Origin of the sequence: Pseudomonas piscis (assembly GCF_009380155.1) — a bacterium.
GTDB lineage: Bacteria > Pseudomonadota > Gammaproteobacteria > Pseudomonadales > Pseudomonadaceae > Aquipseudomonas > Aquipseudomonas piscis.
This window is the reverse complement of sequence record NZ_WHUV01000003.1, coordinates 352,698-378,758: the sequence shown is the minus strand read 5'-3', so window position 1 is coordinate 378,758 and position 26,061 is coordinate 352,698. Positions and strand designations below refer to the sequence as shown.

General features: G+C 61.2%; 28 protein-coding genes. 18 read left to right on the top strand and 10 right to left on the bottom strand.

Translation table 11 applies throughout. The features are described 5' to 3' along the window. The first annotated feature begins 40 nt into the window (after positions 1-40). The 7 genes from GDH07_RS18645 to GDH07_RS18615 all read left to right on the top strand — a co-directional run bounded on the left by GDH07_RS18645 (position 41) and on the right by GDH07_RS18615 (position 4,918). A complete protein-coding gene (locus GDH07_RS18645) occupies positions 41-619 on the top strand; it encodes an Rnf-Nqr domain containing protein (RefSeq protein ID WP_152898484.1) in 579 nt (192 codons plus the stop codon). Further along, a complete protein-coding gene (rsxB, locus tag GDH07_RS18640) occupies positions 616-1,824 on the top strand; it encodes an electron transport complex subunit RsxB (protein ID WP_152898483.1) in 1,209 nt (402 codons plus the stop codon). The genes GDH07_RS18645 and rsxB overlap by 4 nt, the downstream gene beginning before the upstream one ends. Further along, positions 1,811-2,800, top strand: coding sequence for an RnfABCDGE type electron transport complex subunit D (locus tag GDH07_RS18635; RefSeq protein WP_152898482.1), 990 nt, complete (start codon positions 1,811-1,813; stop codon positions 2,798-2,800). Before rsxB ends, GDH07_RS18635 begins: the two co-directional genes overlap by 14 nt. Further along, positions 2,797-3,408, top strand: coding sequence for an RnfABCDGE type electron transport complex subunit G (locus GDH07_RS18630; RefSeq protein ID WP_085595123.1), 612 nt, complete (start codon positions 2,797-2,799; stop codon positions 3,406-3,408). The genes GDH07_RS18635 and GDH07_RS18630 overlap by 4 nt, the downstream gene beginning before the upstream one ends. Next, complete coding sequence (locus GDH07_RS18625) at positions 3,401-3,985, top strand: Rnf-Nqr domain containing protein (protein ID WP_152898481.1); 585 nt, start codon at positions 3,401-3,403, stop codon at positions 3,983-3,985. Before GDH07_RS18630 ends, GDH07_RS18625 begins: the two co-directional genes overlap by 8 nt. 7 nt (positions 3,986-3,992) lie before the next feature. Then, positions 3,993-4,631 (top strand): endonuclease III, encoded by a 639-nt coding sequence (nth, locus tag GDH07_RS18620; protein ID WP_022640607.1) that lies wholly within the window; start codon positions 3,993-3,995, stop codon positions 4,629-4,631. A gap of 107 nt (positions 4,632-4,738) precedes the next feature. Next, the gene (locus GDH07_RS18615) at positions 4,739-4,918 is read left to right on the top strand and encodes a PA3496 family putative envelope integrity protein (RefSeq protein WP_022640608.1); all 180 of its coding nucleotides are present in this window, start codon (positions 4,739-4,741) and stop codon (positions 4,916-4,918) included. 138 nt (positions 4,919-5,056) lie between these two features. Here the strand turns inward: GDH07_RS18615 and GDH07_RS18610 are convergent, their stop codons facing one another. From GDH07_RS18610 to GDH07_RS18590, 5 genes are all read right to left on the bottom strand, one after another. Further along, a complete protein-coding gene (locus GDH07_RS18610) occupies positions 5,057-5,683 on the bottom strand; it encodes a response regulator transcription factor (protein WP_152898480.1) in 627 nt (208 codons plus the stop codon). Positions 5,684-5,996: 313 nt separating this feature from the next. After that, positions 5,997-6,236, bottom strand: coding sequence for a hypothetical protein (locus GDH07_RS18605; RefSeq protein ID WP_152898479.1), 240 nt, complete (start codon positions 6,234-6,236; stop codon positions 5,997-5,999). Positions 6,237-6,413: 177 nt separating this feature from the next. Then, on the bottom strand, positions 6,414-6,833 hold the full coding sequence (locus GDH07_RS18600) for a hypothetical protein (protein ID WP_022640611.1): 420 nt from the start codon (positions 6,831-6,833) through the stop codon (positions 6,414-6,416). Between the two features lie 279 nt (positions 6,834-7,112). Continuing rightward, the gene (locus tag GDH07_RS18595; RefSeq protein ID WP_022640612.1) at positions 7,113-8,330 is read right to left on the bottom strand and encodes an argininosuccinate synthase; all 1,218 of its coding nucleotides are present in this window, start codon (positions 8,328-8,330) and stop codon (positions 7,113-7,115) included. 129 nt (positions 8,331-8,459) lie between these two features. Next, complete coding sequence (locus GDH07_RS18590) at positions 8,460-9,374, bottom strand: flagellar protein MotY (protein ID WP_022640613.1); 915 nt, start codon at positions 9,372-9,374, stop codon at positions 8,460-8,462. Between the two features lie 157 nt (positions 9,375-9,531). Between GDH07_RS18590 and pyrC the strand changes: the two genes are divergently transcribed. Next, complete coding sequence (pyrC, locus tag GDH07_RS18585; RefSeq protein WP_053131679.1) at positions 9,532-10,578, top strand: dihydroorotase; 1,047 nt, start codon at positions 9,532-9,534, stop codon at positions 10,576-10,578. Continuing rightward, positions 10,575-11,243: a ribonuclease T gene (gene rnt / locus GDH07_RS18580; protein WP_022640615.1), complete on the top strand. Its 669-nt coding sequence runs from the start codon at positions 10,575-10,577 to the stop codon at positions 11,241-11,243. Before pyrC ends, rnt begins: the two co-directional genes overlap by 4 nt. Before the next feature lie 59 nt (positions 11,244-11,302). Here rnt and GDH07_RS18575 read toward each other — a convergent pair whose 3' ends face one another. Next, positions 11,303-11,905 (bottom strand): peroxiredoxin, encoded by a 603-nt coding sequence (locus GDH07_RS18575; protein ID WP_022640616.1) that lies wholly within the window; start codon positions 11,903-11,905, stop codon positions 11,303-11,305. A gap of 324 nt (positions 11,906-12,229) precedes the next feature. Between GDH07_RS18575 and GDH07_RS18570 the strand changes: the two genes are divergently transcribed. After that, positions 12,230-12,448: a bacterioferritin-associated ferredoxin gene (locus GDH07_RS18570; RefSeq protein WP_022640617.1), complete on the top strand. Its 219-nt coding sequence runs from the start codon at positions 12,230-12,232 to the stop codon at positions 12,446-12,448. Between the two features lie 203 nt (positions 12,449-12,651). Then, the gene (gene bfr, locus GDH07_RS18565; protein WP_022640618.1) at positions 12,652-13,125 is read left to right on the top strand and encodes a bacterioferritin; all 474 of its coding nucleotides are present in this window, start codon (positions 12,652-12,654) and stop codon (positions 13,123-13,125) included. A 128-nt stretch (positions 13,126-13,253) separates the two neighbouring features. On the opposite strand, the gene grxD is transcribed toward bfr, so the two are convergent. The 3 genes from grxD to GDH07_RS18550 all read right to left on the bottom strand — a co-directional run bounded on the left by grxD (position 13,254) and on the right by GDH07_RS18550 (position 16,225). Continuing rightward, positions 13,254-13,595, bottom strand: coding sequence for a Grx4 family monothiol glutaredoxin (grxD, locus tag GDH07_RS18560; RefSeq protein ID WP_022640619.1), 342 nt, complete (start codon positions 13,593-13,595; stop codon positions 13,254-13,256). Between the two features lie 96 nt (positions 13,596-13,691). Beyond that, positions 13,692-15,800, bottom strand: a complete 2,109-nt coding sequence (locus GDH07_RS18555) for a molybdopterin oxidoreductase family protein (RefSeq protein ID WP_152898477.1) — start codon at positions 15,798-15,800, stop codon at positions 13,692-13,694. 134 nt (positions 15,801-15,934) lie between these two features. Continuing rightward, positions 15,935-16,225 (bottom strand): hypothetical protein, encoded by a 291-nt coding sequence (locus tag GDH07_RS18550; protein WP_152898476.1) that lies wholly within the window; start codon positions 16,223-16,225, stop codon positions 15,935-15,937. Positions 16,226-16,638: 413 nt separating this feature from the next. Between GDH07_RS18550 and argF the strand changes: the two genes are divergently transcribed. Then, positions 16,639-17,559, top strand: a complete 921-nt coding sequence (gene argF / locus GDH07_RS18545) for an ornithine carbamoyltransferase (RefSeq protein WP_031320415.1) — start codon at positions 16,639-16,641, stop codon at positions 17,557-17,559. Beyond that, positions 17,556-18,665, top strand: coding sequence for an ABC transporter ATP-binding protein (locus GDH07_RS18540; protein WP_031320416.1), 1,110 nt, complete (start codon positions 17,556-17,558; stop codon positions 18,663-18,665). Before argF ends, GDH07_RS18540 begins: the two co-directional genes overlap by 4 nt. Before the next feature lie 58 nt (positions 18,666-18,723). Here the strand turns inward: GDH07_RS18540 and ybaK are convergent, their stop codons facing one another. After that, entirely contained in the window at positions 18,724-19,194 is a 471-nt protein-coding gene (ybaK, locus tag GDH07_RS18535) for a Cys-tRNA(Pro) deacylase (protein ID WP_022640623.1), read from the bottom strand. Between the two features lie 371 nt (positions 19,195-19,565). Here ybaK and GDH07_RS18530 point away from each other — a divergent pair, with 371 nt between their 5' ends. The 5 genes from GDH07_RS18530 to GDH07_RS18510 all read left to right on the top strand — a co-directional run bounded on the left by GDH07_RS18530 (position 19,566) and on the right by GDH07_RS18510 (position 26,054). Beyond that, on the top strand, positions 19,566-20,414 hold the full coding sequence (locus tag GDH07_RS18530) for an MIP/aquaporin family protein (protein ID WP_152898475.1): 849 nt from the start codon (positions 19,566-19,568) through the stop codon (positions 20,412-20,414). 76 nt (positions 20,415-20,490) lie between these two features. Then, positions 20,491-21,996 carry a glycerol kinase GlpK gene (glpK, locus tag GDH07_RS18525; protein ID WP_022640625.1) on the top strand — a complete coding sequence of 502 codons (1,506 nt, stop codon included), beginning with the start codon at positions 20,491-20,493 and terminating at the stop codon, positions 21,994-21,996. A gap of 221 nt (positions 21,997-22,217) precedes the next feature. Beyond that, positions 22,218-22,973: a DeoR/GlpR family transcriptional regulator gene (locus GDH07_RS18520; protein ID WP_011063123.1), complete on the top strand. Its 756-nt coding sequence runs from the start codon at positions 22,218-22,220 to the stop codon at positions 22,971-22,973. A gap of 267 nt (positions 22,974-23,240) precedes the next feature. Further along, positions 23,241-24,779, top strand: coding sequence for a glycerol-3-phosphate dehydrogenase (gene glpD, locus GDH07_RS18515; RefSeq protein WP_152898474.1), 1,539 nt, complete (start codon positions 23,241-23,243; stop codon positions 24,777-24,779). Positions 24,780-25,139: 360 nt separating this feature from the next. Further along, positions 25,140-26,054: a glutamate/aspartate ABC transporter substrate-binding protein gene (locus GDH07_RS18510; RefSeq protein ID WP_022640627.1), complete on the top strand. Its 915-nt coding sequence runs from the start codon at positions 25,140-25,142 to the stop codon at positions 26,052-26,054. The last annotated feature ends 7 nt before the right edge of the window (positions 26,055-26,061 follow it).

The following is a 26,061-nucleotide window of genomic DNA, read 5'->3' as shown; positions in this document are numbered from 1 at the left end:
CCTACTCTTGAGGGACAGCCTGCCTGCACCGGCATCGACCATGACCCACTTCCTGCTCGCTCTCATCAGCACCGCCCTGGTCAACAACTTCGTGTTGCAGTGGCCGCTGGGCGTCGACCCGCTGCTGCAGTCCCAGGCTGGCCACAGGCGGCAGGTCCACGCCCTGGGCCTGGCCACCACGGTCTTGATGCTGGTCAGCAGCGTGCTGGGCCAGCTGCTCTATCGTGGCCTGCTCGAGCCTTGGGGGCTGGCATCGCTGCAACTGTTCTTCTGGCTGCCCCTGAACGTGCTGCTGATCCAACCGCTGCTGGGCTTGCTGGCGCGGATTCTGCCCGGTTGGCCGTTCGACGGTCTCTGGCTGTTGCTCCTGGGCAATGCCGGCGTGCTTGGCCTGTTGCTGGCGGGCAGCCGCGATGATCTGGGGCTGGCGACCCTCGGCGCCATGGCGCTGGGAGCCGGCCTGGGTTTCTGGCTGGTACTTGGCTTGTTCAGCGACCTGCGCCAGCGCGTCTGCAACAACGATGTTCCCCTGCCCTGGCGGGGCCTGCCCCTCGACTTGATCGGCGCCGGCCTGCTGGCAGTGGCGTTCCTGGGCTTCAACGGAATGGTCAAACCATGAGTCTGATTCAACGCATCGATGCCCTCTTGCCGCAAACCCAATGTGGCAAGTGCGGCCATGGCGGATGCAAACCCTACGCCGAAGGCATCGCCAAGGGCGAGGCCATCAACAAGTGCCCACCCGGCGGCGAGGAAACCATCGCCGGCCTGGCCCGGCTACTGCAATTGCCGGTCATCGAACTGGATCGCAGCCGCGGCGAAGCCCCGGCCCAGGTGGCCTACATCCGCGAAGCCGAGTGCATCGGCTGCACCAAGTGCATCCAGGCCTGCCCGGTGGACGCCATCGTCGGCGCGGCCAAGCTGATGCACACCGTGCTGGTCGATGAATGCACCGGTTGCGATTTGTGCGTGGCGCCCTGCCCGGTGGATTGCATCGACATGCTGCCCCTGGCCCTGGGCCAGGTGGTACCGATTGTCGGCGGCCTGGCCGGCAGCCCCGAGCAATTGCAGGCCCGCAGCAGCAAGCGCGAGCACGCCAGGCGCCGCTTCGAACAACGCAACCAACGCCTGCAGCGTGAAGAAACCCGACGCCTGGCCGAACGCCAGGCCCGGGCGCAAAAGGCCGCCCAACCTGTCGCGAGCGGCGACAACCCGGTCCAGGCGGCGATCGAACGAGTTCGCGCGCAGAAGGCCGCGGCTGCCGATGCCGCGCTGAAAAAAGCCAAGATCGAATTAGCCATGAGCCGGACCCAGTTGAACAAGTCCCTCAAGGCCTTCGGTCATCCGCCCACCTTCGAGCAACAGTCGCAACTGATCGTCCTGCAGCGTCAGTTCGAAGCCGCCGAGCAGGCCCTGGCTCGCCTGGAAGCCCAAACCCCAGCCACGTCACCAGTGGCGACGCCCAAGGATGCCAATCTCAAGCGCGCCAAGATCCAGCTGGCCACACGCCGCGCCGAACTGAAAAAAGCCCAGGCCGCAGGTGCTCCACAGGCTGAACTGGAGGCGCTGGGCGCAGCCCTGGCGGCTGCCGAACAGGACCTGCATGCCGCCGAGGATGCCAGTGCCAAGCCGGCACCGGTGCTCACCCGTACCGAGAAGCGGCCAATCGACCCGCAACTGCGTCGCCTGAAGACCGAGCTGGCCTATGCCCGGGCCGAGCTGCACAAGTTGCAACGCCAGGCAGGCAGCAGTGCCGAGCAATTGACCCAGGCCCAGGCACGCCTGAGTGAAGTCGAACGCCAGGTGGATGCCCATGCCGCTGGCTGAGGGCGCCGACCCACGCCTGCGCCAGGCCATGCAGCGAGTGCTGCTGGCCACTCTGCCAGGGCTGCTGGTACTGCTGTGGCTGTATGGTTGGGGAGTGCTGTTGAATCTGCTGCTGGCCGCTGGTGCCGCACTGGCCATGGAGGCCCTGGTATTGCGCCTGCGCAAGCGCCCGCTGCTGGCGTCCCTCAGCGATGGTAGCGCCCTGGTCAGCGCCACTCTGCTGGCCTTGGCCCTGCCGGCCTACTGCCCCTGGTGGCTGGCTCCAAGCGCCGCGGCCAGCGCCATGCTCCTGGGCAAGCACCTGTATGGCGGCATCGGGCAGAATCCCTTCAACCCGGCCATGCTCGGCTATGCCCTGGCCCTGCTGTGCTTCCCGCAGTCGATGACCCATTGGCCTGCCCCCCAGGCCATGGGCTTGCTGGACGGCCTGCAACTGGTCTTCGGCCTGGACGGTTCGCGTCCCGATGCCTGGGCCCAGGCCACTGCGCTGGACAGCCTGCGCATCAACAAGAGCCTGACCATCGACGAGCTATTCGCCGCCAGCCCGGCCTTCGGTCATTTCGCTGGTCGCGGCGTCGAATGGGTCAACCTGGCCTTCCTGGCCGGCGGATTACTGCTGCTGCAACAGCGAGTCATCAGCTGGCATGCCCCTGTTGGCATGCTCGGCAGCCTGCTGCTCATCAGCCTGCTGTGCTGGAACGGTACAGGCTCCGACTCCCACGGCTCGCCGCTGTTCCACCTGCTCACCGGGGCCAGCATGCTCGGCGCCTTCTTCATCGTCACCGAACCGGTATCAGGCCCCAAAGCAGCCAGGGCACGCTTGCTGTTCGGGGTCGGGGTCGGCCTGCTGACCTACCTGATCCGTACCTGGGGCAGCTACCCTGACGGCCTGGCCTTCGCCGTGCTGCTGATGAACTTGGCGGTGCCCGCCCTGGAACGCCATTGCGCCCGCGAACCAGCCGGGAGCCGACCATGAAGCCCCCACGCAGCCTGTTGTTGCTGGCGGCCCTTGGCATCCTGGGCATCGGTGCCACGCTGTGGTTGCAACATGCCAGCGCCCCGCGGATCGAAGCCGAGCAAAGAGCCCTGCAAGCGCGCAAGCTGCTGGACTTGCTGCCAACGGACAGCTATGACAACCAGCCCCTGGATCGGCCAGTGCCACTACCTGCCACGCAGTTGGCCAACAGCCGCCTGCTCGAGGGCTACCTGGCCACCCGCAATGGCCTGCCCAGCGCCCTGCTGCTGCGCAGCCAGGTTACGGGGTATGCCGGCCCCATCGAGCTGCTGATCGCCATCGACAATCAGGGCCGCCTGCTCGGCAGCAAGGCCCTCAGGCAGGAGGAGACACCGGGCCTGGGCTCCCACATCGGCGATCAACCCAACCCTTGGCTGGCCGGGTTTTCCGGCAAGTCCCGCAACGATCCCGGTGACGCAGGCTGGGCACTGAAGAAGGACCAGGGCCAGTTCGACCAGATCGCCGGCGCCACCATCACCTCCCGTGCAGTGATCAGCGCCCTGCACGATGCCCTGCGTTACTTTGACGAACACCGCGCCACCCTGCTCGAGGGAGCCGACCATGAATAAGCCGCTGGCGCTGCCCGGGTTGTTGATGCTGCCGGCACTGATCGGGGCGACGGATTCCTGGGTCAAGGCCCTGGGCATGACCCTGGGCTTTGGCTTGCTGGCGACGGCTTTCGGTCTTGGCATGCGCTCGCTACGCCCGCATCTGCAGGCCGGTGGCCCGCGCCTGCTGGCCAGCTTGTTGCTGGCCGCCGGCCTTGGCAGTTGCCTGTGGCTGGCCGCGCAGGCCTGGAGCCTGGATTTGCACCAGCAACTGGGCCTGTACCTGGCGCTGCTGCCCTTGCAGTGCATAGCACTGGAACAGGTGGGATTTTTTCAGCATGCCGACCGGCTACGCCTGGCGCTGGCTTTTTGTGCCGCCCTGAGCCTGCTGGGCGCCCTGCGCGAACTGCTAGGCACCGGGGCCCTGGGTAGCCACCTGGGCTGGCTCATCGGCATGACCGATACCGGAAGCGGCTGGGTAGTAGCCAATGGCGGCTTGCACCTGCTGACTCTCGCCCCGGGCGGTTTTATCCTTCTGGGCCTGTTGCTGGCCGCCACCCGGGCCTGGACCCTCTACCGATCGCCTTCGAGGAAATGAATCACCCATGAATGCAGCCAAACGCCTGGAAATATTTCGCCGGCTCCATGAGGACAACCCCGAACCGAAGACCGAACTGGCCTACTCCTCGGCATTCGAACTGCTGATCGCCGTGATCCTTTCGGCGCAATCGACCGACGTCGGGGTCAACAAGGCGACTGCCAAGCTGTTTCCCGTGGCCAACACCCCGGCAGCCATCCATGCCCTCGGGGTCGATGGGTTGTCGGAGTACATCAAGACCATCGGCCTGTACAACAGCAAGGCCAAGAACGTCATCGAAACCTGCCGCCTGCTGGTGGAACGCCATGGCGGCGAGGTACCGCAGACCCGGGAAGAACTCGAAGCCCTGCCGGGCGTTGGTCGCAAGACCGCCAACGTGGTCCTCAACACGGCTTTTCGCCAATTGACCATGGCCGTGGATACCCACATCTTCCGGGTCAGCAATCGCACCGGGCTGGCGCCAGGCAAGAACGTGGTGGAAGTGGAAAACAAGTTGATGAAGTTCGTGCCCAAGGAGTACCTGCTGGACTCCCACCACTGGCTGATCCTGCACGGTCGATATGTTTGCCTGGCCCGCAAGCCACGTTGCGGAAGTTGTCGGATCGAGGACCTGTGCGAATACAAGCAAAAGACTTCCGATGATTGATCGAGCATTGATTTTCTTCATGACTCGATTGAAAAAATCTTTTTTACCCGCCAGGAGAATATCGATATAAGGAGCGCCAATGGCAGTCCTAGCCTGGAGTCGACCTTATGAGCACTGGCAAAGAACAACTGGACGTAGAAGACGATTTCACCGCGGCTGAAACAGACGATGCCGAACCTGTGGTGGAGGTGGCGAAGACCAACCTGAGCAAGCGCCGCACCATCGACAATCTTCTGGAAGAACGGCGCCTGCAAAAGCAGCTGGCCGATTACGATTTCGATCTTTAGTAACGAGAAAACCTCCGACTGGAGGTTTTCTCGTGTACTGGTTTCTCCTGCTCCCACGGTCGGCCTTAGAGGCCGACCAGGCGTTCGCAGTATTCAGGGATCATCCCGCCCGCTACAGTCCTTGCTATCGGAAAAACTTCATATCAACCGGTGCCGCTGGGCAAACTCGATCAGGTCGACCAGTGACCGGGCATTGAGCTTGGTGAGTAATCTTCGCTTGTAGGTACTGATGGTCTTGTTGCTCAGGCATAGTCCTTCGGCGATTTCCTTGTTACTCATTCCACTGGTGAGTTGTTTCAATACCACCAACTCACGCCCTGACAACCGTTCGATCATTTCTTCCTCGCTGCTGACTCCCTGGCTGGAACGGAAAGTGTGCAACGCTTCATTGGGGAAGTAGCTGTAGCCGGCCAGCACCGCCCGCACCGCGCTGATCAACTCGGTAATGTCCTGCTGCTTGCACACATAACCCGCCGCCCCGGCCTGCATGCAACGCATGGAAAAAGGCCCGGGCGTCTGCAGGGTCAACACCAGTATCTTGATCGGCATGGCCCGTGACATCAGCCGCGTTATAACTTCAAGCCCATCAAGTTGTGGAAGTCCAATATCCAGGATCAGGATGTCCGGTACATACTCCACGGCCAACTTCAATGCATCCGCGCCATTGTCCGTTTCCGCTATAACTTCAAAACCATGTCGCTCCATCAACATACGTACGGCCAGACGAGTTACCGGATGATCATCCACGATCAAGACTCTTTTCATAGGTCCGTCCACGTCCTGAGATTTTTAGAGCCAGCACCATACCCGAGAGAATTGACGCTGGCACTGTGTATCAGGCGGCTACGACTGTAGGAGGACGTTCCTTACAAGCAATACCGAATTGCCTTACAAAATAACTTTCACACTGAACAACAAACTTTAAAGACACATAAGACCAATCAACAGCCAAGCTACTTTCCGTACTAACAGAAATTTAATAAAAACATGACAAGTATTGTTTCTAAAAGTTTAAATCACTCAAAACCCAAAACTAACCAACGACCACCCCATGATTTAGCCCCATCTAAATATTCATCTATTGAGTTTGTCTTCGACTGATCAAGTGGGCCTTTACTTCATCCGCATATGCGACCAGCCGCTCCTCGTCGTCCTGGAACAACTGGCACATCCTCACCAGCGCCTCGGCATCCGCACCATTGCCTGCCTGGCGCAGCAATTCAGCGATACGCCTGAGTTCCACCGCCGACCAGCGCAAGTCGGAAGCCGTGCCTTGCAGGTCACGCCGGAGACTCTGTTCCACATCGTTGAGCCGCATGCTGATCTCCCTGGTTTTCGTCGATCCCCAATCCTGAACATGATAGGCCCTGCCCCGCAAGCTGCCAGGCTGCTCGTCAACCGACGGTTGCTGGAAACCTGGGCAGAAAAAACCGGAGCCCCGCGGGGGCTCCGGATCGCCTACTCATATCAGGCAAGGATCAACGACACTTCGCCCTCATTTATCGCAGGTGGCGTGGTAGCGCCCCTTGGGATTCTTGTATGAGAAAGCGTGGCAGGTCTTGAGGCGGGTATCGGGGTCGGTGGATTTATAGACGTAGGCAGTTACATGCTGCTTGCCCTTGAACGGCTCAATGCCACCTATGTGCCAAAGACTTTTCTTCAGATAGAGGTCAGTGTTGGCGATGCTGTTGTAGCCATTGGTGATGGATTCACTCGCCGAAAGGCTGAGGGTCTGGCGAATGGTCGTATTTTCTCCATCGGTGGACTTGGTCTCGAGCTGCACTTCGGTAATGGCATCCCAGGTGCTGCATTCCTCATCGCCACAGACATAAACCGCCGCCAGCGCATGGCTGGAAAGCACAGCCAGGCCCAGCGTCGAGGCCAGGGGAAACAGGTAGGATCTGAGCGTTTTCATTGGAGTCCCTCCCAATAGGAACTTGATAGGCGCAACGGTAAGTTAGGGTCTGGCCCTTACCCTGTACCGACGGCCTATTGGCAGCCAGGGGCAGGTACCGCTAACGACCTTATTCCCGCCCGTGTGGCGCTACCACGCGGAACCGCTTCCCCGACAAGCCGCCCAGAGACCCCGAGCATTTGCCGGCCCCATGCAAAACGCCGCTGGTCTCACAATGAGCCAGCGGCGTTTTGGGTACGACGGTGTGCCTATGGCGGCCTGTCACGGCCGCTCAGGGATTCAGAGCATGCTCCGGCCCTTGTTGGCGGCGATGCGCATGCGCAACGCATTGAGCTTGATGAAGCCTGCCGCGTCCGCCTGGTTATAGGCGCCGCCATCTTCTTCGAAGGTGGCGATGTTAGCGTCGAACAGCGAATCGTCGGACTTGCGGCCGGTGACGATGACGTTGCCCTTGTACAGCTTCAGGCGTACCACACCGTTCACGCTGGCCTGGGAGGCGTCAATCATCTGTTGCAGCATCAAGCGCTCCGGGCTCCACCAGTAGCCGGTGTAGATCAGGCTGGCGTACTTGGGCATCAGCTCGTCTTTGAGGTGAGCCACTTCACGATCCAGGGTGATGGACTCGATGGCACGGTGGGCCTTGAGCATGATGGTGCCGCCAGGAGTCTCGTAGCAGCCACGGGACTTCATGCCTACGTAGCGGTTCTCGACGATGTCCAGGCGACCGATGCCGTTCTCGCCGCCGATGCGGTTCAGGGTCGCCAGCACGGTGGCCGGGCTCATCTCGACGCCATCGATGGCGACGATGTCGCCGTTGCGGTAGGTCAGCTCGATGTAGGTCGGGGTATTGGGGGCCTTCTCCGGGGAGACGGTCCAGCGCCACATGTCTTCTTCGTGCTCGGTCCAGGTGTCTTCCAGCACGCCGCCTTCATAGGAGATGTGCAGCAGGTTGGCGTCCATGGAATACGGGGATTTCTTCTTGCCATGGCGCTCGATCGGGATGGCGTGCTTCTCGGCGTAGTCCATCAGCTTCTCGCGGGACAGCAGGTCCCATTCGCGCCAAGGGGCGATCACCTTCACGCCGGGCTTCAAGGCATAGGCGCCGAGTTCGAAACGCACCTGGTCGTTGCCCTTGCCGGTAGCACCGTGGGAGATGGCGTCGGCGCCGGTCTCGTTGGCGATCTCGATCAGGCGCTTGGCGATCAGCGGACGGGCGATGGAGGTACCCAGCAGGTACTCGCCTTCATAGACGGTATTGGCGCGGAACATCGGGAAGACGAAGTCACGCACGAATTCTTCGCGCAGATCGTCGATATAGATCTCTTTGACACCCATGGCTTGTGCCTTGGCGCGGGCCGGTTCGACCTCCTCGCCCTGGCCCAGGTCAGCAGTGAAAGTCACTACTTCACAGTTGTAGGTATCCTGCAGCCACTTGAGGATCACCGAAGTGTCCAGGCCGCCCGAATACGCGAGAACGACCTTGTTAACGTCCGCCATGCCATCACTCCACGGGGTTGTACGGAAAGCCGTCGAGTCTACCGGTCAATGCGGATAATTTACAGAGGGGCGACAGCTTATGACGCCCAGGCGACAAAATATGTCAGGCGGGCGACGATGAAAACCGGGTCAGGAAGTGGCCGCAGCCCCCGCTCCGGAGGCCGCCTGGGGCGCCGGGGCAGGTTTCTCGGCGGGGGCGGCCCGCTCCAGATGCACGTTGACCCGACGATTCTTGGCCCGGTTGGCGGCATTGGTATTGGGTGCCAATGGATAGCGTTCGCCATGGAAACGCACGACGATCTGGTTTTCGGCCAGGCCATTGGCCTTGAAGAACTCCATCACCGCCAGGGCCCGGCGCCGCGACAGGTCACGGTTGGTCAGGCGATTGCCGCTGTTGTCCGAGTGGCCATCGAGCTCAATGTGATTGACCGTCGGGTCGGCCTTGATGAAGTCCACCATGACCTGCAGCTTGGCCTTGGCCCGGGCATCGAGCTCGATACCACCTCCAGGGAAACCGATCTCGGCCTGCTTGATCTGGTCGTAGTTCATCGGCAGCAACTTGGTCATGCAGGTTTGATAGTCGCCATAGGCCTTGCTGAACTTCACCGGTAGCAGGCGAACCTCGGAAACGCCGCCCTCGCGGGAGTAATGACGGACCACCGGGCTGCGCCCTTCCAGCAAGCCGATGATCAGGCGGCCAGCTTGCATCTGGTTGCTGTTGAACAACACGCCATCGGTGCCGGCCTTGACCGCCCCGAGGTTGATGTCGCCACGACCGGGCTGCCAAGGCGCGGCAGCCGCGAGCAGGGTCGCCGAGCCACCCGCCTGCATCGGGTTGAAACTCTTGAGGCGGAAGATCGCTTGTTCGCCGGCCCGGCGCACGAACTCACCAGAACCGAAATCGGTCACCGGCTGGATCAAGCGGCATTCGAACTTGTCGCCTTCGACCGTCCACTCAATGCTCTCCAGGCGAGTCTGGAAAGTGAGAGCCATCGCGGGCAGGCTGGCAAACACACTGAGCAAGGCTAGATAACGCTGGCGCACGGGAGGCTCCACTGACGTGTACAACAGAAAAATCGACAGGCGTGAATACGCCATACCTTCGGGCTATCGGTCGCTCTGAGCAAAACTTGATAGCGAGTGCCTGCAAGAGTCTTTTCCGGTAGCATTCCCCCCTAGTTTTACCCGCCTGGAACCTCCCATGTCCGACCGCCTGACCCTATTGCGTCCCGACGACTGGCATATCCATCTTCGCGATGGTGCCGTGTTGCCCAATACAGTCGCAGATGTCGCGCGCACCTTTGGCCGCGCGATCATCATGCCCAACCTGGTGCCTCCAGTGCGCAATGCCGCACAAGCCGACGCCTATCGCCAGCGCATCCTCGCCGCCCGCCCGGCCGGCAGCCGCTTCGAGCCGCTGATGGTGCTCTACCTCACCGACCGTACCCAGCCGGACGAGATCCGCGAAGCCAAGGCCAGCGGCTTCGTGCACGCCGCCAAGCTGTATCCGGCCGGCGCGACCACCAACTCGGACTCGGGCGTGACCAGCATCGACAAGATCTTCCCGGTACTCGAAGCCATGGCCGAAGTCGGCCTGCCGCTGCTGGTCCACGGTGAAGTGACCCACGGCGACATCGATGTCTTCGACCGCGAGAAGATCTTCATCGACGAACACATGCGGCGCGTGGTCGAACGCTTCCCGACGCTGAAGGTGGTGTTCGAACACATCACCACCGCCGATGCAGTGCAGTTCGTCAAGGAAGCCCCGGCCAACGTCGGCGCCACCATCACCGCGCATCACCTGCTCTATAACCGCAACCACATGCTGGTAGGCGGGATTCGCCCGCACTTCTATTGCCTGCCGATCCTCAAGCGCAACGTCCACCAGCATGCCCTGCTGGATGCTGCTACCAGCGGTAGCGAGAAGTTCTTCCTCGGCACCGACTCCGCGCCTCACGCCCAGCATGCCAAGGAAGCCGCCTGCGGTTGTGCCGGCTGCTATACCGCGTTTGCCGCCATCGAGTTGTACGCCGAGGCCTTTGAACAACGCAATGCGCTGGACAAGCTGGAAGCCTTCGCCAGCCTCAATGGCCCACGCTTCTATGGCCTGCCGGCCAACACCGACCGTATCACCCTGGTTCGTGAAGAATGGACCGCCCCCGCCAGCCTGCCGTTCGGCGAGCTGACTGTCATTCCGCTGCGCGCCGGGGAAAAACTGCGCTGGCGCCTGCTGGAGGATCACTCGTGAGTGACGAACATTTCGACGATGAACAAGAAGGCAGCGGTGGCCCTCGCCACCCCATGGCCGCACGCTTTCGCGGCTACCTGCCAGTTGTCGTCGACGTAGAGACCGGCGGCTTCAACTGCGCCACCGACGCCCTGCTGGAAATCGCCGCTACCACCATCGGCATGGACGAAAAAGGCTTCGTGTTCCCCGAGCACACCTACTTCTTCCGGGTCGAGCCTTTCGAGGGAGCGAACATCGAGCCGGCGGCCCTGGAGTTCACCGGGATCAAGCTCGATCACCCCCTGCGCATGGCCGTCAGCGAAGAGACCGCCCTCACGGATATCTTCCGCGGGGTGCGCAAGGCCTTGAAGGCCAACGGTTGCAAGCGCGCGATCCTGGTCGGCCATAACAGCAGCTTCGACCTGGGCTTCCTCAACGCCGCCGTGGCGCGCCTGGATATGAAGCGCAACCCGTTCCATCCGTTCTCCAGCTTCGACACCGCCACCCTGGCGGGCCTGGCGTACGGTCAGACGGTACTGGCCAAGGCCTGCCAGAGCGCAGACATCGACTTCGACGGTCGCGAGGCACACTCGGCGCGCTACGACACCGAGAAGACCGCCGAGTTGTTCTGCGGCATCGTCAACCGCTGGAAGGAAATGGGCGGCTGGCAGGACTTCGACGACTGAAGATCGCTGCATAAAAAAACCGGCCCTGAGGCCGGTTTTTTTATGCGAGATGCCAGGCCTTACAGCTTGCCGGCGTTCTCGGTCAGGTAGGCAGCAACGCCTTCTGGCGAAGCGGTCATGCCTTTGTCGCCTTTTTTCCAGTTGGCAGGGCAGACTTCGCCGTGCTCTTCGTGGAATTGCAGGGCGTCGACCAGACGGATCAGCTCTTCCATGTTACGGCCCAGTGGCAGGTCGTTGACGATCTGCGAGCGAACCACGCCCTTGTCGTCGATCAGGAAGGCGCCACGGAAAGCCACGCCGCCTTCGGACTCTACGTCGTAGGCCTTGGCGATTTCGTGCTTCATGTCGGCAGCCATGATGTATTGAACCTGACCGATGCCGCCGGCATTGATCGGGGTGTTACGCCAGGCGTTGTGGGTGAAGTGCGAGTCGATCGACACGGCGATCACTTCCACGTTGCGTGCCTTGAAGTCAGCCATGCGGTGGTCCAGGGCGATCAGCTCGGACGGGCAGACGAAGGTGAAGTCCAGTGGGTAGAAGAACACCAGGCCGTATTTGCCTTTGATGGCCGAGGACAGGGTGAAGCTGTCGACGATTTCGCCATTGCCGAGAACGGCCGGGACGGTGAAGTCAGGGGCTTGTTTGCCTACGAGAACGCTCATTGGATATCTCCTGGTGTGGACGTACTGATGGAAGAAGGGGACCGGCCTCGAGTCTGTCATTTTGATACGACAGCTGCATGACCTGACCCCGCTTCGCATGAACCGAGCATCATACACGGCGTTTTTAAGCTGTCCTTAGTGGTTTTTTCCCAAGCTGGCCCACAAGGCGAAAAATACCGCTTATCTGTCATTAACGGGAGCAAAAGCCATTCGTCACCCCGACGGAAAACCGCAGGAAATGCTGTCGAAACCACTTTGACAATCATTCTCGTTAACATTAAGATCCATCGCAATTGAGCCCTAACCAGCGACGGTTCTCATCTTATGTATGTCTGCCTCTGCACCGGTGTCACCGACGGCCAAATCCGCGAAGCGATCTACGAAGGTTGCTGCAGCTACCGTGAAGTGCGCCAGGCGACCGGCGTTGCCAGCCAATGTGGCAAATGTGCTTGCCTGGCCAAGCAGGTAGTCCGCGAGACGCTGACCGAATTGCAGACCGCCCAAGCAGCGATTCCCTATCCTGTGGAATTCAGCGTCGCCTGATTTAAACACCCAGATTCAAGAACCGGACCTAGTGTCCGGTTTTTTTATGCCTGCAATTCAATTGCTTAGGTGCAAAACGCGGAACACAAACATTCTTATTCCGATTAATTTTTATATATTATTCAATAACTTAGGTTTGACAGTAATCTATATGCGGCTCAGACTCTGCCCGTGTTCAACTAATTAAAGGGCAGGACCCCATCATGAAAGGCGACATTACAGTCATCCAGCATCTCAATAAAATCCTTGCCAATGAACTGGTCGCGATCAATCAGTACTTCCTGCATGCCCGCATGTACGAAGATTGGGGCCTGAACAAGCTGGGCAAGCACGAGTACCACGAGTCCATCGACGAGATGAAGCATGCGGACAAGCTGATCAAGCGCATCCTCTTCCTCGAAGGCCTGCCCAACGTCCAGGACCTGGGCAAGCTGCACATCGGCGAACACACCAAGGAAATGCTCGAGTGCGACCTGCGCATCGAGCGTACCGGCCATGCCGACCTCAAGGCAGCGATCGCCCACTGTGAATCGGCCGGCGACTTCGGCAGCCGTGAACTGCTGGAAGATATTCTCGAATCCGAAGAAGAACATATCGACTGGCTGGAAACCCAACTAGGCCTGATCGATAAAGTTGGTATCGAGAACTATCTGCAATCGCAAATGGGTGACGAGTAACTTAACTCGTAATATTCCCGACAATAAAAAGCCCCGCTTCTTTCCAGAAGCGGGGCTTTTTGCATTACGTGGATATATTCACGCAATGCACAGGAGCGAGTGTTCTCGCTCCCGCAAGGCAACCTGGATCAGGCTTCGGTCTTGGCTGCGGCTGCTTTCTCGGCAGCGGCCTTGATCAGGGTCTGCAGTTCACCGTTGGCGAACATCTCCGCCATGATGTCGCTGCCACCGACCAGCTCACCATCGACCCACAGTTGCGGGAAGGTTGGCCAGTTGGCGTACTTGGGCAGGTTGGCGCGAATTTCCGGGTTCTGCAGGATGTCCACGTAAGCGAACTTCTCGCCACACCCCATCACGGCCTGCGCGGCTTTCGCGGAGAAGCCACACTGTGGGGCATTCGGCGAGCCTTTCATGTAAAGCAGAATGGTGTTGTTGGCAATCTGCTCTTTAATAGTTTCGATGATATCCATGGAACACCTCGGCTGAACTTTCCGACTCTGTTGTCGGCACGGTGGCGCATTGTAACGGAATCCTGAGCGCGCTGCTTGGCCTCTCCGACAGACATCTCAGGCCGCCACCACCTTGACCGGCACGCCATTGAGCGCCGCATTCCCCGACAACGCATCCAGATGGCGCTCATCGGTCAAGTCATTGGCACTGCAGCCTGGTTGTCCGCTGGCGATCTCCATCTGCACACCCGGGCGGGCGTGCCCCCAGCCATGGGGCAGGCTTACGACTCCCGGCATCATATCGGCGCTGGCCAGTACCTCGACCTCCACCGTGCCAACCCGGGAACTGATGCGTACTCGCTGGCCATCGCTCAAGCCACGCTGGGTCAAGTCTTGCGGATGCATCAGCAATTGATGGCGCGGCTTGCCTTTGACCAGGCGATGATAATTGTGCATCCAGGAATTGTTGCTGCGCACATGCCGCCGCCCGATCAGCAGCAGCTCATCCACCTGCGGTACAGGCTGTGCGGCAAAACGTTGCAGGTCCGCCATGATCGCCGCTGGCGCTGCCTGGATCCGTCGGTTCTCGGTCTTCAGGCGTTGCGCCAGGTTCGGCTGCAACGGCCCCAGGTCGATGCCGTGGGGGTGCAGGTCCAGGGTTGCCAGGGATAGCTTGAGCGGCGCCCCGTCGCCATAACGTCCGGCACGCAATCCCAGGTCGATCATCTGCGCCGGAGCCATGGTCGGCTTGAGGCTGTTGCCGGTTCTCGCGGCGAACGCCTTGGCCAGGCCGACGAAGATTTCCCAATCGTGCAAAGCCCCCTCGGGCTTGGGCAATATCGCCCGGTTGAAACGACTGACGTTACGCACCGCGAACATGTTGAACGTGGTGTCGTAGTGATCATTCTCCAGCGCCGAAGTGGACGGCAGGATCAGGTCCGCATAACGGGTGGTTTCGTTGATATACAGATCGATGCTGACCATGAACTCCAGGCCGTCCAGGGCCTGCTCCAGGCGTCGGCCATTGGGCGTGGACAGCACCGGGTTGCCCGCCACCGTAACCAGGGCCCGGACCTGTCCCTCGCCCTCGGTGAGCATCTCTTCGGCCAAGGCGGATACCGGCAGCTCGCCGCCGTATTCGGGAAGTCCGGATACCCGGCTCTGCCAGGCATTGAAGTGACCGCCCGAGGTCGCCGCCACCAGGTCCAGTGCCGGCTCGGTACACAGCGCGCCGCCCACCCGGTCGAGATTGCCGGTGACCAGGTTGAGCAATTGCAGCAACCAATGGCACAGCGTGCCGAAGGCCTGGGTCGAGACGCCCATGCGTCCATAGCAGACCGCCCTGTCGGCACTGGCGAACTCCCTGGCCAACTGCCGGATCTGCGGCGCCGGGATCGCGCACAACGGGCTCATGGCCTCCGGGGTGAAACGGGAAATCGCCTCCCGCACCTGCGCCAATCCATCCACCTGCAGATGACTGTCGCGCATCGGGCCGTCCAAAAAAATGCTGTTCAGCAGGCCGAACAGCAAGGCCACGTCGCCCCCGGGGCGAATGAACAGATGCTGGTCGGCCATCGCCGCCGTCTCGCTGCGCCGTGGATCGATCACCACCACCTTGCCGCCCCGGGCCTGGATCGCCTTCAGGCGCTTCTCCACGTCGGGCACGGTCATGATGCTGCCATTGGAAGCCAGGGGATTGCCGCCGAGAATCAGCATGAAGTCGGTGTGATCGATATCGGGAATCGGCAACAGCAGGCCGTGGCCATACATCAAGTAGCTGGCCAGGTGCTGGGGCAACTGGTCCACCGAAGTGGCGGAGAAACGGTTGCGGCTCTTGAGCTGGCCGAGGAAGTAGTTGCTGTGGGTCATCAGCCCATAGTTATGCACGCTGGGATTGCCCTGGTAGGTGGCCACCGCATCCTTGCCATGGCGCTGCTGGATATCCGCCAGGCGCTCGGCCACCAGGGCGAAGGCCTCATCCCATTCGATCGGCTGCCATTCATTGCCGACCCGCCGCACCGGATGGCGCAGGCGATCCGGATCATCCTGGATGTCTTGCAGGGCCACGGCCTTGGGGCAGATATGGCCACGGCTGAAACTGTCCTGGGGGTCGCCCTTGATCGAGGTGATCCGCGGGCCGCTTCCCGGCTCTTCGGTGATTTCCAGGGTCAGGCCGCAGATGGCTTCGCACAGGTGGCAGGCACGGTGATGGAGAGTCTTGGTCATGGCCAGTCTCTATTGTTCGACGACACCTGCGATCAGGCATCGGAAGCCAGGACTATGGCGTCAGTCCACCAGGCACGCCAGGGATGTTCGTCCCATGAATCCACGACCATCAACCCGGGACATGCTCGCCACCGTCAGTTGGGCGGCAGCCTGGGCAGGCTGTCCATGGACAGCGGCACTCTCGATTCCGCTGGTCCTTGTCCGGGATAAGTGCCCGACAACTGGGCAAGCAGGCGCCAATGTTCATCGAGGCCGGCACTGAGGGTCATCATCCGATCGATCATCTTGCGCGCCGCGTCCCGGGTCACCTGGTCATCGCTGCGCAGCAGTTCGAAGGAAAATGTGGTCACCGAGGCCGTCATGTCGGTAAGAGCCCGGGCCGTGAGCCCCAGCAGCGTCATAAGTTGTTGCTCCTTGGACTCCATCGCACACGCTTCCCGGCTGCTGATCCGCCTTTATAACCCCAGCACTTTGCATTAGGAAATGTTTCAGGTTGGCGACCGAGGCTCACCTGGCCGGCAGATCCACGGCCCATGGGTCAGAAAGCGACCACGGCCCCGCGGGCAGCGTCCCTTCGATTGCCAAGCCGTGCCGGGGCAGTGTACAAATGCCCGGCTGCTGCCTGGAAACTGATCTTGAAAATGCCGACGCGTTCGCGTCCCGGCTCCTGTGAACACCCTTGATCGCCGTAGCACTATTGGTAATACGCGACATTTAATTATAAGATCGCGCCTTCCCCATTTCGTCGCCCCGTGCGGCTTCCGCCGCAGGTCCAGCCTATTGTTCGATAAAACAAGGCCTAGAGAATCTGCGGTCCGTGGCAAAAAGGTAGTTAATGATGAGCGCAAGGCACTTTCTCTCCCTGATGGATTGCACGCCCGATGAGCTGGTCAGTGTGATCCGTCGAGGCGTCGAGCTGAAGGACCTGCGTAACCGCGGCGTACTCTTCGAGCCCTTGAAGAATCGTGTGCTGGGCATGATCTTCGAAAAGTCCTCGACCCGTACCCGCCTGTCCTTCGAAGCCGGCATGATCCAACTGGGCGGCCAGGCGATCTTCCTGTCGCCACGCGATACCCAACTGGGACGCGGCGAACCCATCAGCGATTGCGCCATCGTCATGTCGCGCATGCTCGACGCCGTGATGATCCGCACCTTCGCCCACAGCACCCTGACCGAGTTCGCGGCCAACTCCCGCGTCCCGGTGATCAACGGCCTGTCCGATGACCTGCATCCCTGCCAACTGCTGGCCGACATGCAGACCTTCCTCGAGCATCGCGGCTCGATCCAGGGCAAGACCGTGGCCTGGATCGGCGACGGCAACAACATGTGCAACAGCTATATAGAAGCGGCCATCCAGTTCGACTTCCAGCTGCGCATCGCCTGCCCGGAAGGTTATGAACCCAACCCAAGGTTCGTCGCCCAGGCCGGCGAGCGCGTGACCATCGTCCGTGATCCTCGGGAAGCGGTACAGGGCGCCCATCTGGTGAGCACCGACGTCTGGACCTCCATGGGCCAGGAAGAGGAAACCGCCAAGCGCCTCGAGCTGTTCGCCCCGTTCCAGGTCAACCGGGCCCTGCTCGACCTGGCAGCACCGGATGTGGTGTTCATGCACTGCCTGCCCGCCCACCGCGGCGAAGAAATCAGCCTCGACCTGCTGGACGATCCACGTTCGGTGGCTTGGGACCAGGCGGAAAACCGCCTCCACGCACAAAAGGCCCTGCTCGAGTTCCTCGTCGAGCCGGCGTACCACCACGCATGAGCCAACCATTGCTACTGAACCTGCGCAACCTCGCCTGCGGCTACCAGGACCAGCGCGTGGTGCAGAACCTCAACCTGCACCTCAACGCCGGTGACATCGGCTGCCTGCTGGGCTCCTCCGGTTGCGGCAAGACCACCACCCTGCGGGCCATCGCCGGCTTCGAACCGGTGCACGAAGGGGAAATCCAGCTGGCCGGGGAAACCATTTCCAGCGCCGGCTTCACCCTGGCCCCGGAAAAACGCCGGATCGGCATGGTGTTCCAGGACTACGCGCTGTTCCCGCATCTATCGGTGGCGGACAACATCGCCTTCGGCATCCGCAAGCATCCGCAGAAGGACCGGGTAGTCGCCGAACTGTTGGAACTGGTCAACCTCAAGCAATTGGGCCAGCGCTTCCCCCACGAGCTGTCCGGCGGCCAGCAACAGCGGGTGGCCCTGGCCCGCGCCCTGGCTCCCGAACCGCAGTTGCTGCTGCTCGACGAACCCTTCTCCAACCTCGATGGCGAACTGCGTCGCAAGCTCAGCCATGAGGTGCGCGATATCCTCAAGACCCGCGGCACCAGCGCCATCCTGGTTACCCACGACCAGGAAGAAGCGTTCGCCGTGAGCGACCAGGTAGGGGTATTCAAGGAGGGCCGACTGGAGCAGTGGGACACACCCTACAACCTCTACCACGAGCCACAGACTCCTTACGTCGCCAGCTTCATCGGCCAGGGCTATTTCATTCGTGGCCAGTTGAGCAGCCCGGAGTCGGTGCAGACCGAACTGGGAATGCTGCAGGGCAACCGTGCCTACACTTGGCCGACCGGCGGCGCGGTGGATGTGCTGCTGCGCCCGGACGACATCGTCCACGCACCGGACAGCACCCTCAAGGCCCGGGTAGTGGGCAAGACCTTCCTCGGCGCCTCGACCCTCTATCGCCTGCAACTGCCCACCGGCAGCCAGCTGGAGTCGATCTTCCCGAGCCACGCCGACCACCAGGTCGGAGCCGATGTGGGCATCCGCGTGGCCGCCGAACACCTGGTGCTGTTCCAGGCCTCGGGCAGCACCGCCGCACAGATCGCTGCAAACGATTCTGGCGTGCGCCGCTACAGCAACGCCCACTGACGCAAAAAGCCGGCTGCCGCATAACACGGCAGCCGGCCTTGCATTCACGTCTCCCGGTTCAGTCTCGCCCGATATCGGCGAACTTGGCCTGGGTATGCTCGGCCAGCACCGCTGCCGACAACTCCACTTCCAGACCACGGCGACCGGCACTGACGAAGATGCTGGCAAAGGGCTGTGCGCTGTTGTCGATGAAGGTACGCAAGCGCTTCTTCTGCCCCAGCGGGCTGATCCCCCCCAGCAAATAGCCGGTGGCACGCTGGGCAGCGGCCGGATCGGCCATCTCGGCTTTCTTCACCCCCGCCGCATGGGCCAGGGCCTTCAGGTCGAGACTGCCTACGACCGGCACCACCGCCACCAGCAACTCGCCCTTTTCGCTACTGGCCAGCAAGGTCTTGAACACCTGTGCCGGATCCAGGCTGAGTTTCTCCGCCGCTTCCAGGCCGTAGGAGGCCGCCTTGGGATCGTGTTCATAACTGTGGATGCGATGTTCGGCGCGAACTTTTTTCAGCAGGTCCAGTGCAGGGGTCATGGCAGCTCCAGGGCAATGATGAAAGGCAAAACAAAGCACCCGGATTTTAGGTTATTCGTCGACAAAAGGCTCTATTCCGAGCCTTGAAAACCAACGCCCCACCACGACCGCGCGACCATCGCTGTCAGTCTTGGCACAACCCCCGCAAAGCATTCATTTGACTGATATCTATAAAATGACCACTCGTTCACTTTCGACCTTTGACAGCGGTGTTTCTTGTCTATATTTTTTCGTTTCTGAATATCATGCGGTAGATCCAAGTTGGCACCCAGTAGCAAGACGAGGCCGGAATGGGGATTCCGTCGTCGTTGGAAGTCGCGCTCCATGCCTTTTGCAGCAGCGCCAGACAACAACAAAAACCGAGGTTCACAATGACAACTGCTCTGCAACAACCATCGCTATCGGGCCAGTGCATGGCCGAGTTCCTGGGTACTGCGCTATTGATCTTCTTCGGTACCGGTTGCGTCGCCGCGCTCAAGGTCGCGGGCGCCAGCTTCGGCCTGTGGGAAATCAGCATCATCTGGGGGATCGGCGTGAGCATGGCGATCTACCTGACCGCCGGTGTTTCCGGCGCACACCTGAACCCCGCCGTGAGCATCGCCCTGTGCCTGTTCGCCGACTTTGAAAAGCGCAAACTGCCGTTCTATATCCTGGCCCAGGTCGCTGGCGCCTTCTGCGCCGCCCTGTTGGTTTACACGCTGTACAGCAACCTGTTCTTCGATTTCGAACAAGCCCACCAGATGGTCCGTGGTTCCCAGGCGAGCCTGGAACTGGCCTCGGTGTTCTCCACCTTCCCCAACCCGGCCCTGAGCACCGCCCAGGCTTTCCTGGTGGAAGTGGTGATCACCGCGATCCTGATGGGCGTGATCATGTCCCTGACCGACGACAACAACGGCCTGCCGCGCGGCCCCATGGCACCGCTGCTGATCGGCCTGTTGATCGCCGTGATCGGCAGCGCCATGGGCCCGCTGACCGGCTTTGCGATGAACCCGGCGCGGGACTTTGGTCCTAAACTGATGACGTTCTTCACCGGCTGGGGTGAAATCTCCTTCACCGGTGGCCGTGATATCCCGTATTTCCTGGTGCCGATCTTCGCCCCGATCCTGGGTGCCTGCCTCGGCGCAGCAGCCTATCGCGGCCTGATTGCCCGCCACCTGCCCGATGCCGCGCCGGCTGCGCAAACCGAACCAGCCGCTGACGGCAAGGTCAAGGCTTCCTGAATCCGCTGGCGCGGGATCCTGCCCGAATCGATCCCGCGCCTGTTTCCACTCCCTTATTTCGTCCAAGGCAATCGACATGACCGACATTCAGAATAAGAACTACATCATTGCCCTCGATCAGGGTACGACCAGCTCCCGAGCCATCATTTTCGATCGCGACGCCAACGTGGTCTGCACCGCCCAGCGCGAGTTCGCCCAGCACTACCCACAAGCCGGCTGGGTCGAGCATGACCCCATGGAAATCTTCGCCACCCAGAGCGCGGTGATGGTCGAGGCCCTGGCACAAGCCGGCCTGCACCATGACCAGGTGGCTGCCATCGGTATCACCAACCAGCGTGAAACCACCGTGGTCTGGGACAAGAACACCGGCCGCCCGGTCTACAACGCCATCGTCTGGCAATGCCGACGCAGCACCGAGATCTGCCAGCAACTCAAGCGTGACGGCCTGGAAGACTATATCCGCGAGACCACCGGCCTGGTCACCGACCCCTACTTCTCCGGCACCAAGCTCAAGTGGATCCTCGATAACGTCGAAGGCAGCCGCGAGCGCGCCCGCAACGGCGAACTGCTGTTCGGCACCATCGATAGCTGGCTGATCTGGAAATTCACCGGCGGCAAGACCCACGTCACCGACTACACCAACGCCTCGCGCACCATGCTCTTCAACATCCATACCCTGGAGTGGGACGCGAAGATGCTGGAAGTGCTGGACATCCCGCGCGAGATGCTGCCGGAAGTTAAGTCCTCCTCGGAAATCTACGGCCGTACCAAGAGCGGCATCGCCATCGGCGGTATCGCCGGCGACCAGCAAGCGGCGCTGTTCGGCCAGATGTGCGTCGAGCCGGGCCAAGCCAAGAACACCTACGGTACCGGCTGCTTCCTGCTGATGAACACCGGCGACAAGGCAGTGAAGTCCCAGCACGGCATGCTCACCACCATCGCCTGCGGCCCACGCGGCGAAGTGGCCTATGCCCTGGAAGGCGCGGTATTCAACGGCGGCTCCACCGTGCAATGGCTGCGTGACGAGCTGAAGATCATCAACGACGCCCACGACACCGAATACTTCGCCGGCAAGGTCAAGGACAGCAACGGCGTGTACCTGGTACCGGCCTTCACTGGCCTGGGCGCGCCCTACTGGGACCCCTACGCCCGTGGCGCGCTGTTCGGCCTGACCCGTGGCGTGCGCGTGGACCACATCATCCGCGCCGCCCTGGAATCCATCGCCTACCAGACCCGCGATGTACTCGACGCCATGCAACAGGACTCCGGCGAGCGCCTCAAGGCCCTGCGCGTGGACGGCGGCGCCGTGGCCAACAACTTCCTCATGCAGTTCCAGGCCGACATTCTCGGCACCCAGGTGGAGCGTCCGCAAATGCGTGAAACCACCGCCCTGGGCGCCGCCTACCTGGCAGGCCTGGCCTGCGGTTTCTGGGGCAGCCTGGAAGAACTGCGCGGCAAGGCAGTGATCGAGCGCGAGTTCGAACCACAACTGGCCGAAGCGGAAAAAGAAGAGCTGTATGCGGGCTGGAAGAAAGCCGTCAGCCGCACCCGCGACTGGGAACCCCACGACGAGGCCAAATAAGCCAGATCCTGGACTCCATCTCCAGGCAACCTGGGCAGCCCCCATGACCTGCGGGGCTGCGCAACGAACCGGCATAGCCGCATCCACCACCTGCCGCAGGTAAGGTGTGCGGACCGGTTTTCGAGGCACGGCACTCGCCGTCACCCGGCCTGGCAACTGGTAGGGAGCGGATTCCTGCGGCATCATGGGCAAATTTTGCACGGCAGCCCAAAGGAAGCCCCATGAATCTGCCTCCCCGTCAGCAGCAAATCCTCGACCTGGTCCGCGAACGCGGCTATGTCAGCATCGAGGAATTGGCCCAGCTGTTCGTCGTCACCCCGCAGACCATCCGCCGCGATATCAACCAGCTGGCGGAAGCCAACCTGTTGCGTCGCTACCACGGTGGCGCGGCCTATGACTCCAGCGTAGAAAACACCGCCTACGCCATGCGCGCCGACCAGATGCGCGATGAGAAACAACGCATCGGCGAAGCCGTTGCCGCCCAGATCCCCGACCATGCCTCGCTGTTCATCAACATCGGCACCACGACCGAATCCATCGCCCGCGCCCTGCTCAACCACAGCCACCTGAAGATCATCACCAACAACCTGCACGTGGCCTCGATGCTCAGTGCCAAGGATGATTTCGACGTGCTGCTGACCGGCGGCAATGTCCGGCGCGACGGCGGCGTGGTGGGCCAGGCCAGCGTCGACTTCATCAACCAGTTCAAGGTGGATTTCGCCCTGGTGGGCATCAGCGGCATCGACGAAGACGGCAGCCTGCTGGACTTCGACTACCAGGAAGTGCGGGTCTCCCAGGCGATTATCGCCAACGCCCGGCAAGTGATCCTGGCCGCCGACTCCAGCAAGTTCGGCCGCAACGCGATGATCCGCCTGGGCCCGATCAGCCTGATCGATTGCCTGGTGACCGACCAGCAACCGGTGCCGGCCCTGACCCAACTGCTCAACCAGCACAAGATCCGCCTCGAAGTGGTCTGAGACCGCCTCCCCCCCTCCCTACACCGCTCGCGCATTCGAACGATATCCCGCCACCAGGCTGGGTATCGGCGCGCCTGCGTGCCCGCCGCCCAACGGCACAGCAGCTACAGTTACCCCTCGGTAATGTTCGAAAACTTTCCTTTAGCGGTTTTCCGATCAGTTTTTTCAATCGAAACACGCTGGATGTACCGTTCCTTATCCGCTAATATTTTCGTAAATGAACATTAATGTTCGAATTCAAATATCAAAGCAACACGAGGCTTGCTGATGCCCACTTCTACCTTGCCCGCGCGCCCTCTCTCCGAGGTTTACGATATCGCCGTCATTGGCGGTGGGATCAATGGTGTTGGAATTGCCGCGGATGCGGCGGGTCGCGGCCTGTCCGTGTTCCTTTGTGAAAAGGACGACCTGGCCAGCCACACCTCCTCCGCCAGCAGCAAGCTGATCCACGGTGGCCTGCGCTACCTGGAGCACTACGAATTCCGCCTGGTGCGCGAGGCCCTGGCCGAACGCGAGGTGTTGCTGGCCAAGGCCCCGCACATCGTCAAGCCGATGCGTTTCGTCCTGCCGCACCGCCCTCACCTGCGCCCGGCCTGGATGATCCGCGCCGGCCTGTTCCTCTACGATCACCTGGGCAAGCGCGAGAAACTCGCCGGCTCGCGCGGCCTGAAGTTCGGTGCCGACAGCGCACTGCAAGCGCAGATCACCCGGGGCTTCGAATATTCCGACTGCTGGGTCGACGACGCCCGCCTGGTAGTGCTCAACGCCATGTCCGCCCGTGAACATGGCGCCCACGTGCATACCCAGACCCGCTGCGTCAGCGCCCGTCGTAGCAAGGGCCTGTGGCAGCTGGACCTGGAGCGTGCCGACGGCAGCCTGTTCTCCATCACCGCCAAGGCCCTGGTGAATGCTGCCGGCCCCTGGGTCGCCAAGTTCATCAAGGACGACCTGAAGCTGGAATCGCCCTACGGCATCCGCCTGATCCAGGGCAGCCACCTGATCGTGCCCAGGCTGTACGAAGGCGAGCACGCGCATATCCTGCAGAACGAGGACCAGCGCATCGTCTTCACCATTCCCTACCTCGACCAGTTCACCCTGATCGGCACCACCGACCGCGAATACACCGGCGATCCGGCCAAGGTGGCGATCACCGAGGGGGAAACCGACTACCTGCTGCAAGTGGTCAACGCCCACTTCAAGAAACAACTGAGCCGCGACGACATCCTGCACACCTATTCCGGGGTTCGTCCGCTGTGCAACGACGAGTCCGACAACCCGTCGGCGGTCACCCGTGACTACACCCTGGCCCTGTCCGGCAGTGGTGACGAGGCGCCCCTGCTGTCGGTGTTCGGTGGCAAGCTGACCACCTACCGCAAGCTGGCGGAATCGGCCATGGCCCAGCTGGCCCCTTACTTCAAGCACGCCAAGCCAAGCTGGACGGCCCAGACCAGCCTGCCCGGCGGCGAGGACATGAGCACGCCGCAAGCCCTGGCCGAAGCCATCCGCAGCCAATATGACTGGGTGCCCAGCCAGATTGCCCGGCGCTGGGCCACCACCTACGGCAGCCGCACCTGGCGCCTGCTGGAAGGCGTGCAAGGTCTGGGCGACATGGGCGAACACCTGGGCGGCGGCCTCTACAGCCGCGAAGTGGACTACCTGTGCAGCGAGGAATGGGCGCTCAAGGCCGAGGACATCCTCTGGCGCCGCAGCAAGCTGGGGCTGTTCACCACCGAACAGGAACAGCAGCAACTGCGGGAATACCTGGAAAAAGTCGAGCACAATCGCGGCAAGATCAAGGCCGCTTGAACCTCTAGCCCAACCAGCCCCTGCACCTTGAGGTCCAGGGGCTTTTTTGTGCCTGTACAGCGGACATTCGCGGCACCGAAGAGCTCAAGCGAGCCGATGCCGAGCGTTCGGTTTTCCGAACGCTGCTTGCGGGGTAGTTCGGTTAACCGGATAGCCTGGCTAGGCGGGTTTCGTCACGAATATTTAATTCCCTTTAAAATCAAATAGTTGATCGTTATCTACTGGTCTGGCACGACTCATGCTCTACACTGTTCGACGAATGCCTGTCGTGCCAACACAACAGGAGCCGTCAAGGCATTCGCTGTATAAAAGAGCCGTCGAACTGGCTTCATAAAAAAAACAAATGTCGAGGAAATATTGATGCGCATCGTTCCCCAGCTGTTGGGCGCAGCTATCGCTGCAGCTCTGATTAGCACTCCAGTTCTCGCTGCCGAGCTCACCGGCACACTGAAGAAAATCAAAGAGTCCGGCACCATCACCCTCGGACATCGCGACGCTTCCATTCCGTTTTCCTATATCGCTGACGCTTCCGGCGTACCGGTCGGCTACTCCCACGACATCCAGCTGAAGATCGTCGAAGCGCTCAAGAAAGACCTCGACATGCCTGACCTCAAGGTCAAGTACAACCTGGTCACCTCCCAGACCCGTATCCCGCTGGTACAGAACGGCACCGTGGACGTCGAGTGCGGCTCCACTACCAACAACGTCGAGCGCCAGCAACAGGTCGACTTCTCGGTCGGCATCTTCGAGATCGGTACCCGCCTGCTGTCCAAGAAGGACTCCACCTACAAGGACTTCGCCGACCTGAAGGGCAAGAACGTGGTAACCACCGCCGGTACCACCTCCGAGCGTATCCTCAAGGCCATGAACGCCGACAAGCAGATGGGCATGAACGTGATCTCCGCCAAGGACCACGGCGAGTCGTTCCAGATGCTGGAATCGGGCCGTGCCGTCGCCTTCATGATGGACGACGCCCTGCTGGCCGGTGAGATGGCCAAGGCCAAGAAGCCTACCGACTGGGCCGTGACCGGTACCCCCCAGTCCTACGAAATCTACGGCTGCATGGTCCGCAAGGGTGATGCTCCCTTCAAGAAAGCCGTGGACGACGCCATCGTCGCTACCTACAAATCGGGCGAAATCAACAAGATCTACGACAAGTGGTTCCAATCGCCGATCCCGCCAAAAGGCCTGAACCTGATGTTCCCGATGAGCGACGAGCTCAAGGCCCTGATCGCCAATCCGACCGACAAAGCGGCTGACGACAAAAAGTCCTGATTCCTGA

Coding starts and splice junctions, on each gene's coding strand:
- pyrC (WP_053131679.1), top strand. CDS start 9,532: ATGTCCGACCGCCTGACCCTATTGCGTCCCGACGACTGGCATATCCAT.
- GDH07_RS18520 (WP_011063123.1), top strand. CDS start 22,218: ATGAATCTGCCTCCCCGTCAGCAGCAAATCCTCGACCTGGTCCGCGAA.
- GDH07_RS18610 (WP_152898480.1), bottom strand. CDS start 5,683: ATGAAAAGAGTCTTGATCGTGGATGATCATCCGGTAACTCGTCTGGCC.
- ybaK (WP_022640623.1), bottom strand. CDS start 19,194: ATGACCCCTGCACTGGACCTGCTGAAAAAAGTTCGCGCCGAACATCGC.
- GDH07_RS18600 (WP_022640611.1), bottom strand. CDS start 6,833: ATGAAAACGCTCAGATCCTACCTGTTTCCCCTGGCCTCGACGCTGGGC.
- GDH07_RS18645 (WP_152898484.1), top strand. CDS start 41: ATGACCCACTTCCTGCTCGCTCTCATCAGCACCGCCCTGGTCAACAAC.
- GDH07_RS18635 (WP_152898482.1), top strand. CDS start 1,811: ATGCCGCTGGCTGAGGGCGCCGACCCACGCCTGCGCCAGGCCATGCAG.
- GDH07_RS18595 (WP_022640612.1), bottom strand. CDS start 8,330: ATGGCGGACGTTAACAAGGTCGTTCTCGCGTATTCGGGCGGCCTGGAC.
- GDH07_RS18510 (WP_022640627.1), top strand. CDS start 25,140: ATGCGCATCGTTCCCCAGCTGTTGGGCGCAGCTATCGCTGCAGCTCTG.
- rsxB (WP_152898483.1), top strand. CDS start 616: ATGAGTCTGATTCAACGCATCGATGCCCTCTTGCCGCAAACCCAATGT.
- GDH07_RS18555 (WP_152898477.1), bottom strand. CDS start 15,800: ATGACCAAGACTCTCCATCACCGTGCCTGCCACCTGTGCGAAGCCATC.
- GDH07_RS18570 (WP_022640617.1), top strand. CDS start 12,230: ATGTATGTCTGCCTCTGCACCGGTGTCACCGACGGCCAAATCCGCGAA.
- GDH07_RS18625 (WP_152898481.1), top strand. CDS start 3,401: ATGAATAAGCCGCTGGCGCTGCCCGGGTTGTTGATGCTGCCGGCACTG.
- GDH07_RS18575 (WP_022640616.1), bottom strand. CDS start 11,905: ATGAGCGTTCTCGTAGGCAAACAAGCCCCTGACTTCACCGTCCCGGCC.
- glpD (WP_152898474.1), top strand. CDS start 23,241: ATGCCCACTTCTACCTTGCCCGCGCGCCCTCTCTCCGAGGTTTACGAT.
- grxD (WP_022640619.1), bottom strand. CDS start 13,595: ATGGATATCATCGAAACTATTAAAGAGCAGATTGCCAACAACACCATT.
- GDH07_RS18550 (WP_152898476.1), bottom strand. CDS start 16,225: ATGGAGTCCAAGGAGCAACAACTTATGACGCTGCTGGGGCTCACGGCC.
- GDH07_RS18540 (WP_031320416.1), top strand. CDS start 17,556: ATGAGCCAACCATTGCTACTGAACCTGCGCAACCTCGCCTGCGGCTAC.
- nth (WP_022640607.1), top strand. CDS start 3,993: ATGAATGCAGCCAAACGCCTGGAAATATTTCGCCGGCTCCATGAGGAC.
- bfr (WP_022640618.1), top strand. CDS start 12,652: ATGAAAGGCGACATTACAGTCATCCAGCATCTCAATAAAATCCTTGCC.
- GDH07_RS18530 (WP_152898475.1), top strand. CDS start 19,566: ATGACAACTGCTCTGCAACAACCATCGCTATCGGGCCAGTGCATGGCC.
- GDH07_RS18605 (WP_152898479.1), bottom strand. CDS start 6,236: ATGCGGCTCAACGATGTGGAACAGAGTCTCCGGCGTGACCTGCAAGGC.
- argF (WP_031320415.1), top strand. CDS start 16,639: ATGAGCGCAAGGCACTTTCTCTCCCTGATGGATTGCACGCCCGATGAG.
- glpK (WP_022640625.1), top strand. CDS start 20,491: ATGACCGACATTCAGAATAAGAACTACATCATTGCCCTCGATCAGGGT.
- GDH07_RS18630 (WP_085595123.1), top strand. CDS start 2,797: ATGAAGCCCCCACGCAGCCTGTTGTTGCTGGCGGCCCTTGGCATCCTG.
- GDH07_RS18615 (WP_022640608.1), top strand. CDS start 4,739: ATGAGCACTGGCAAAGAACAACTGGACGTAGAAGACGATTTCACCGCG.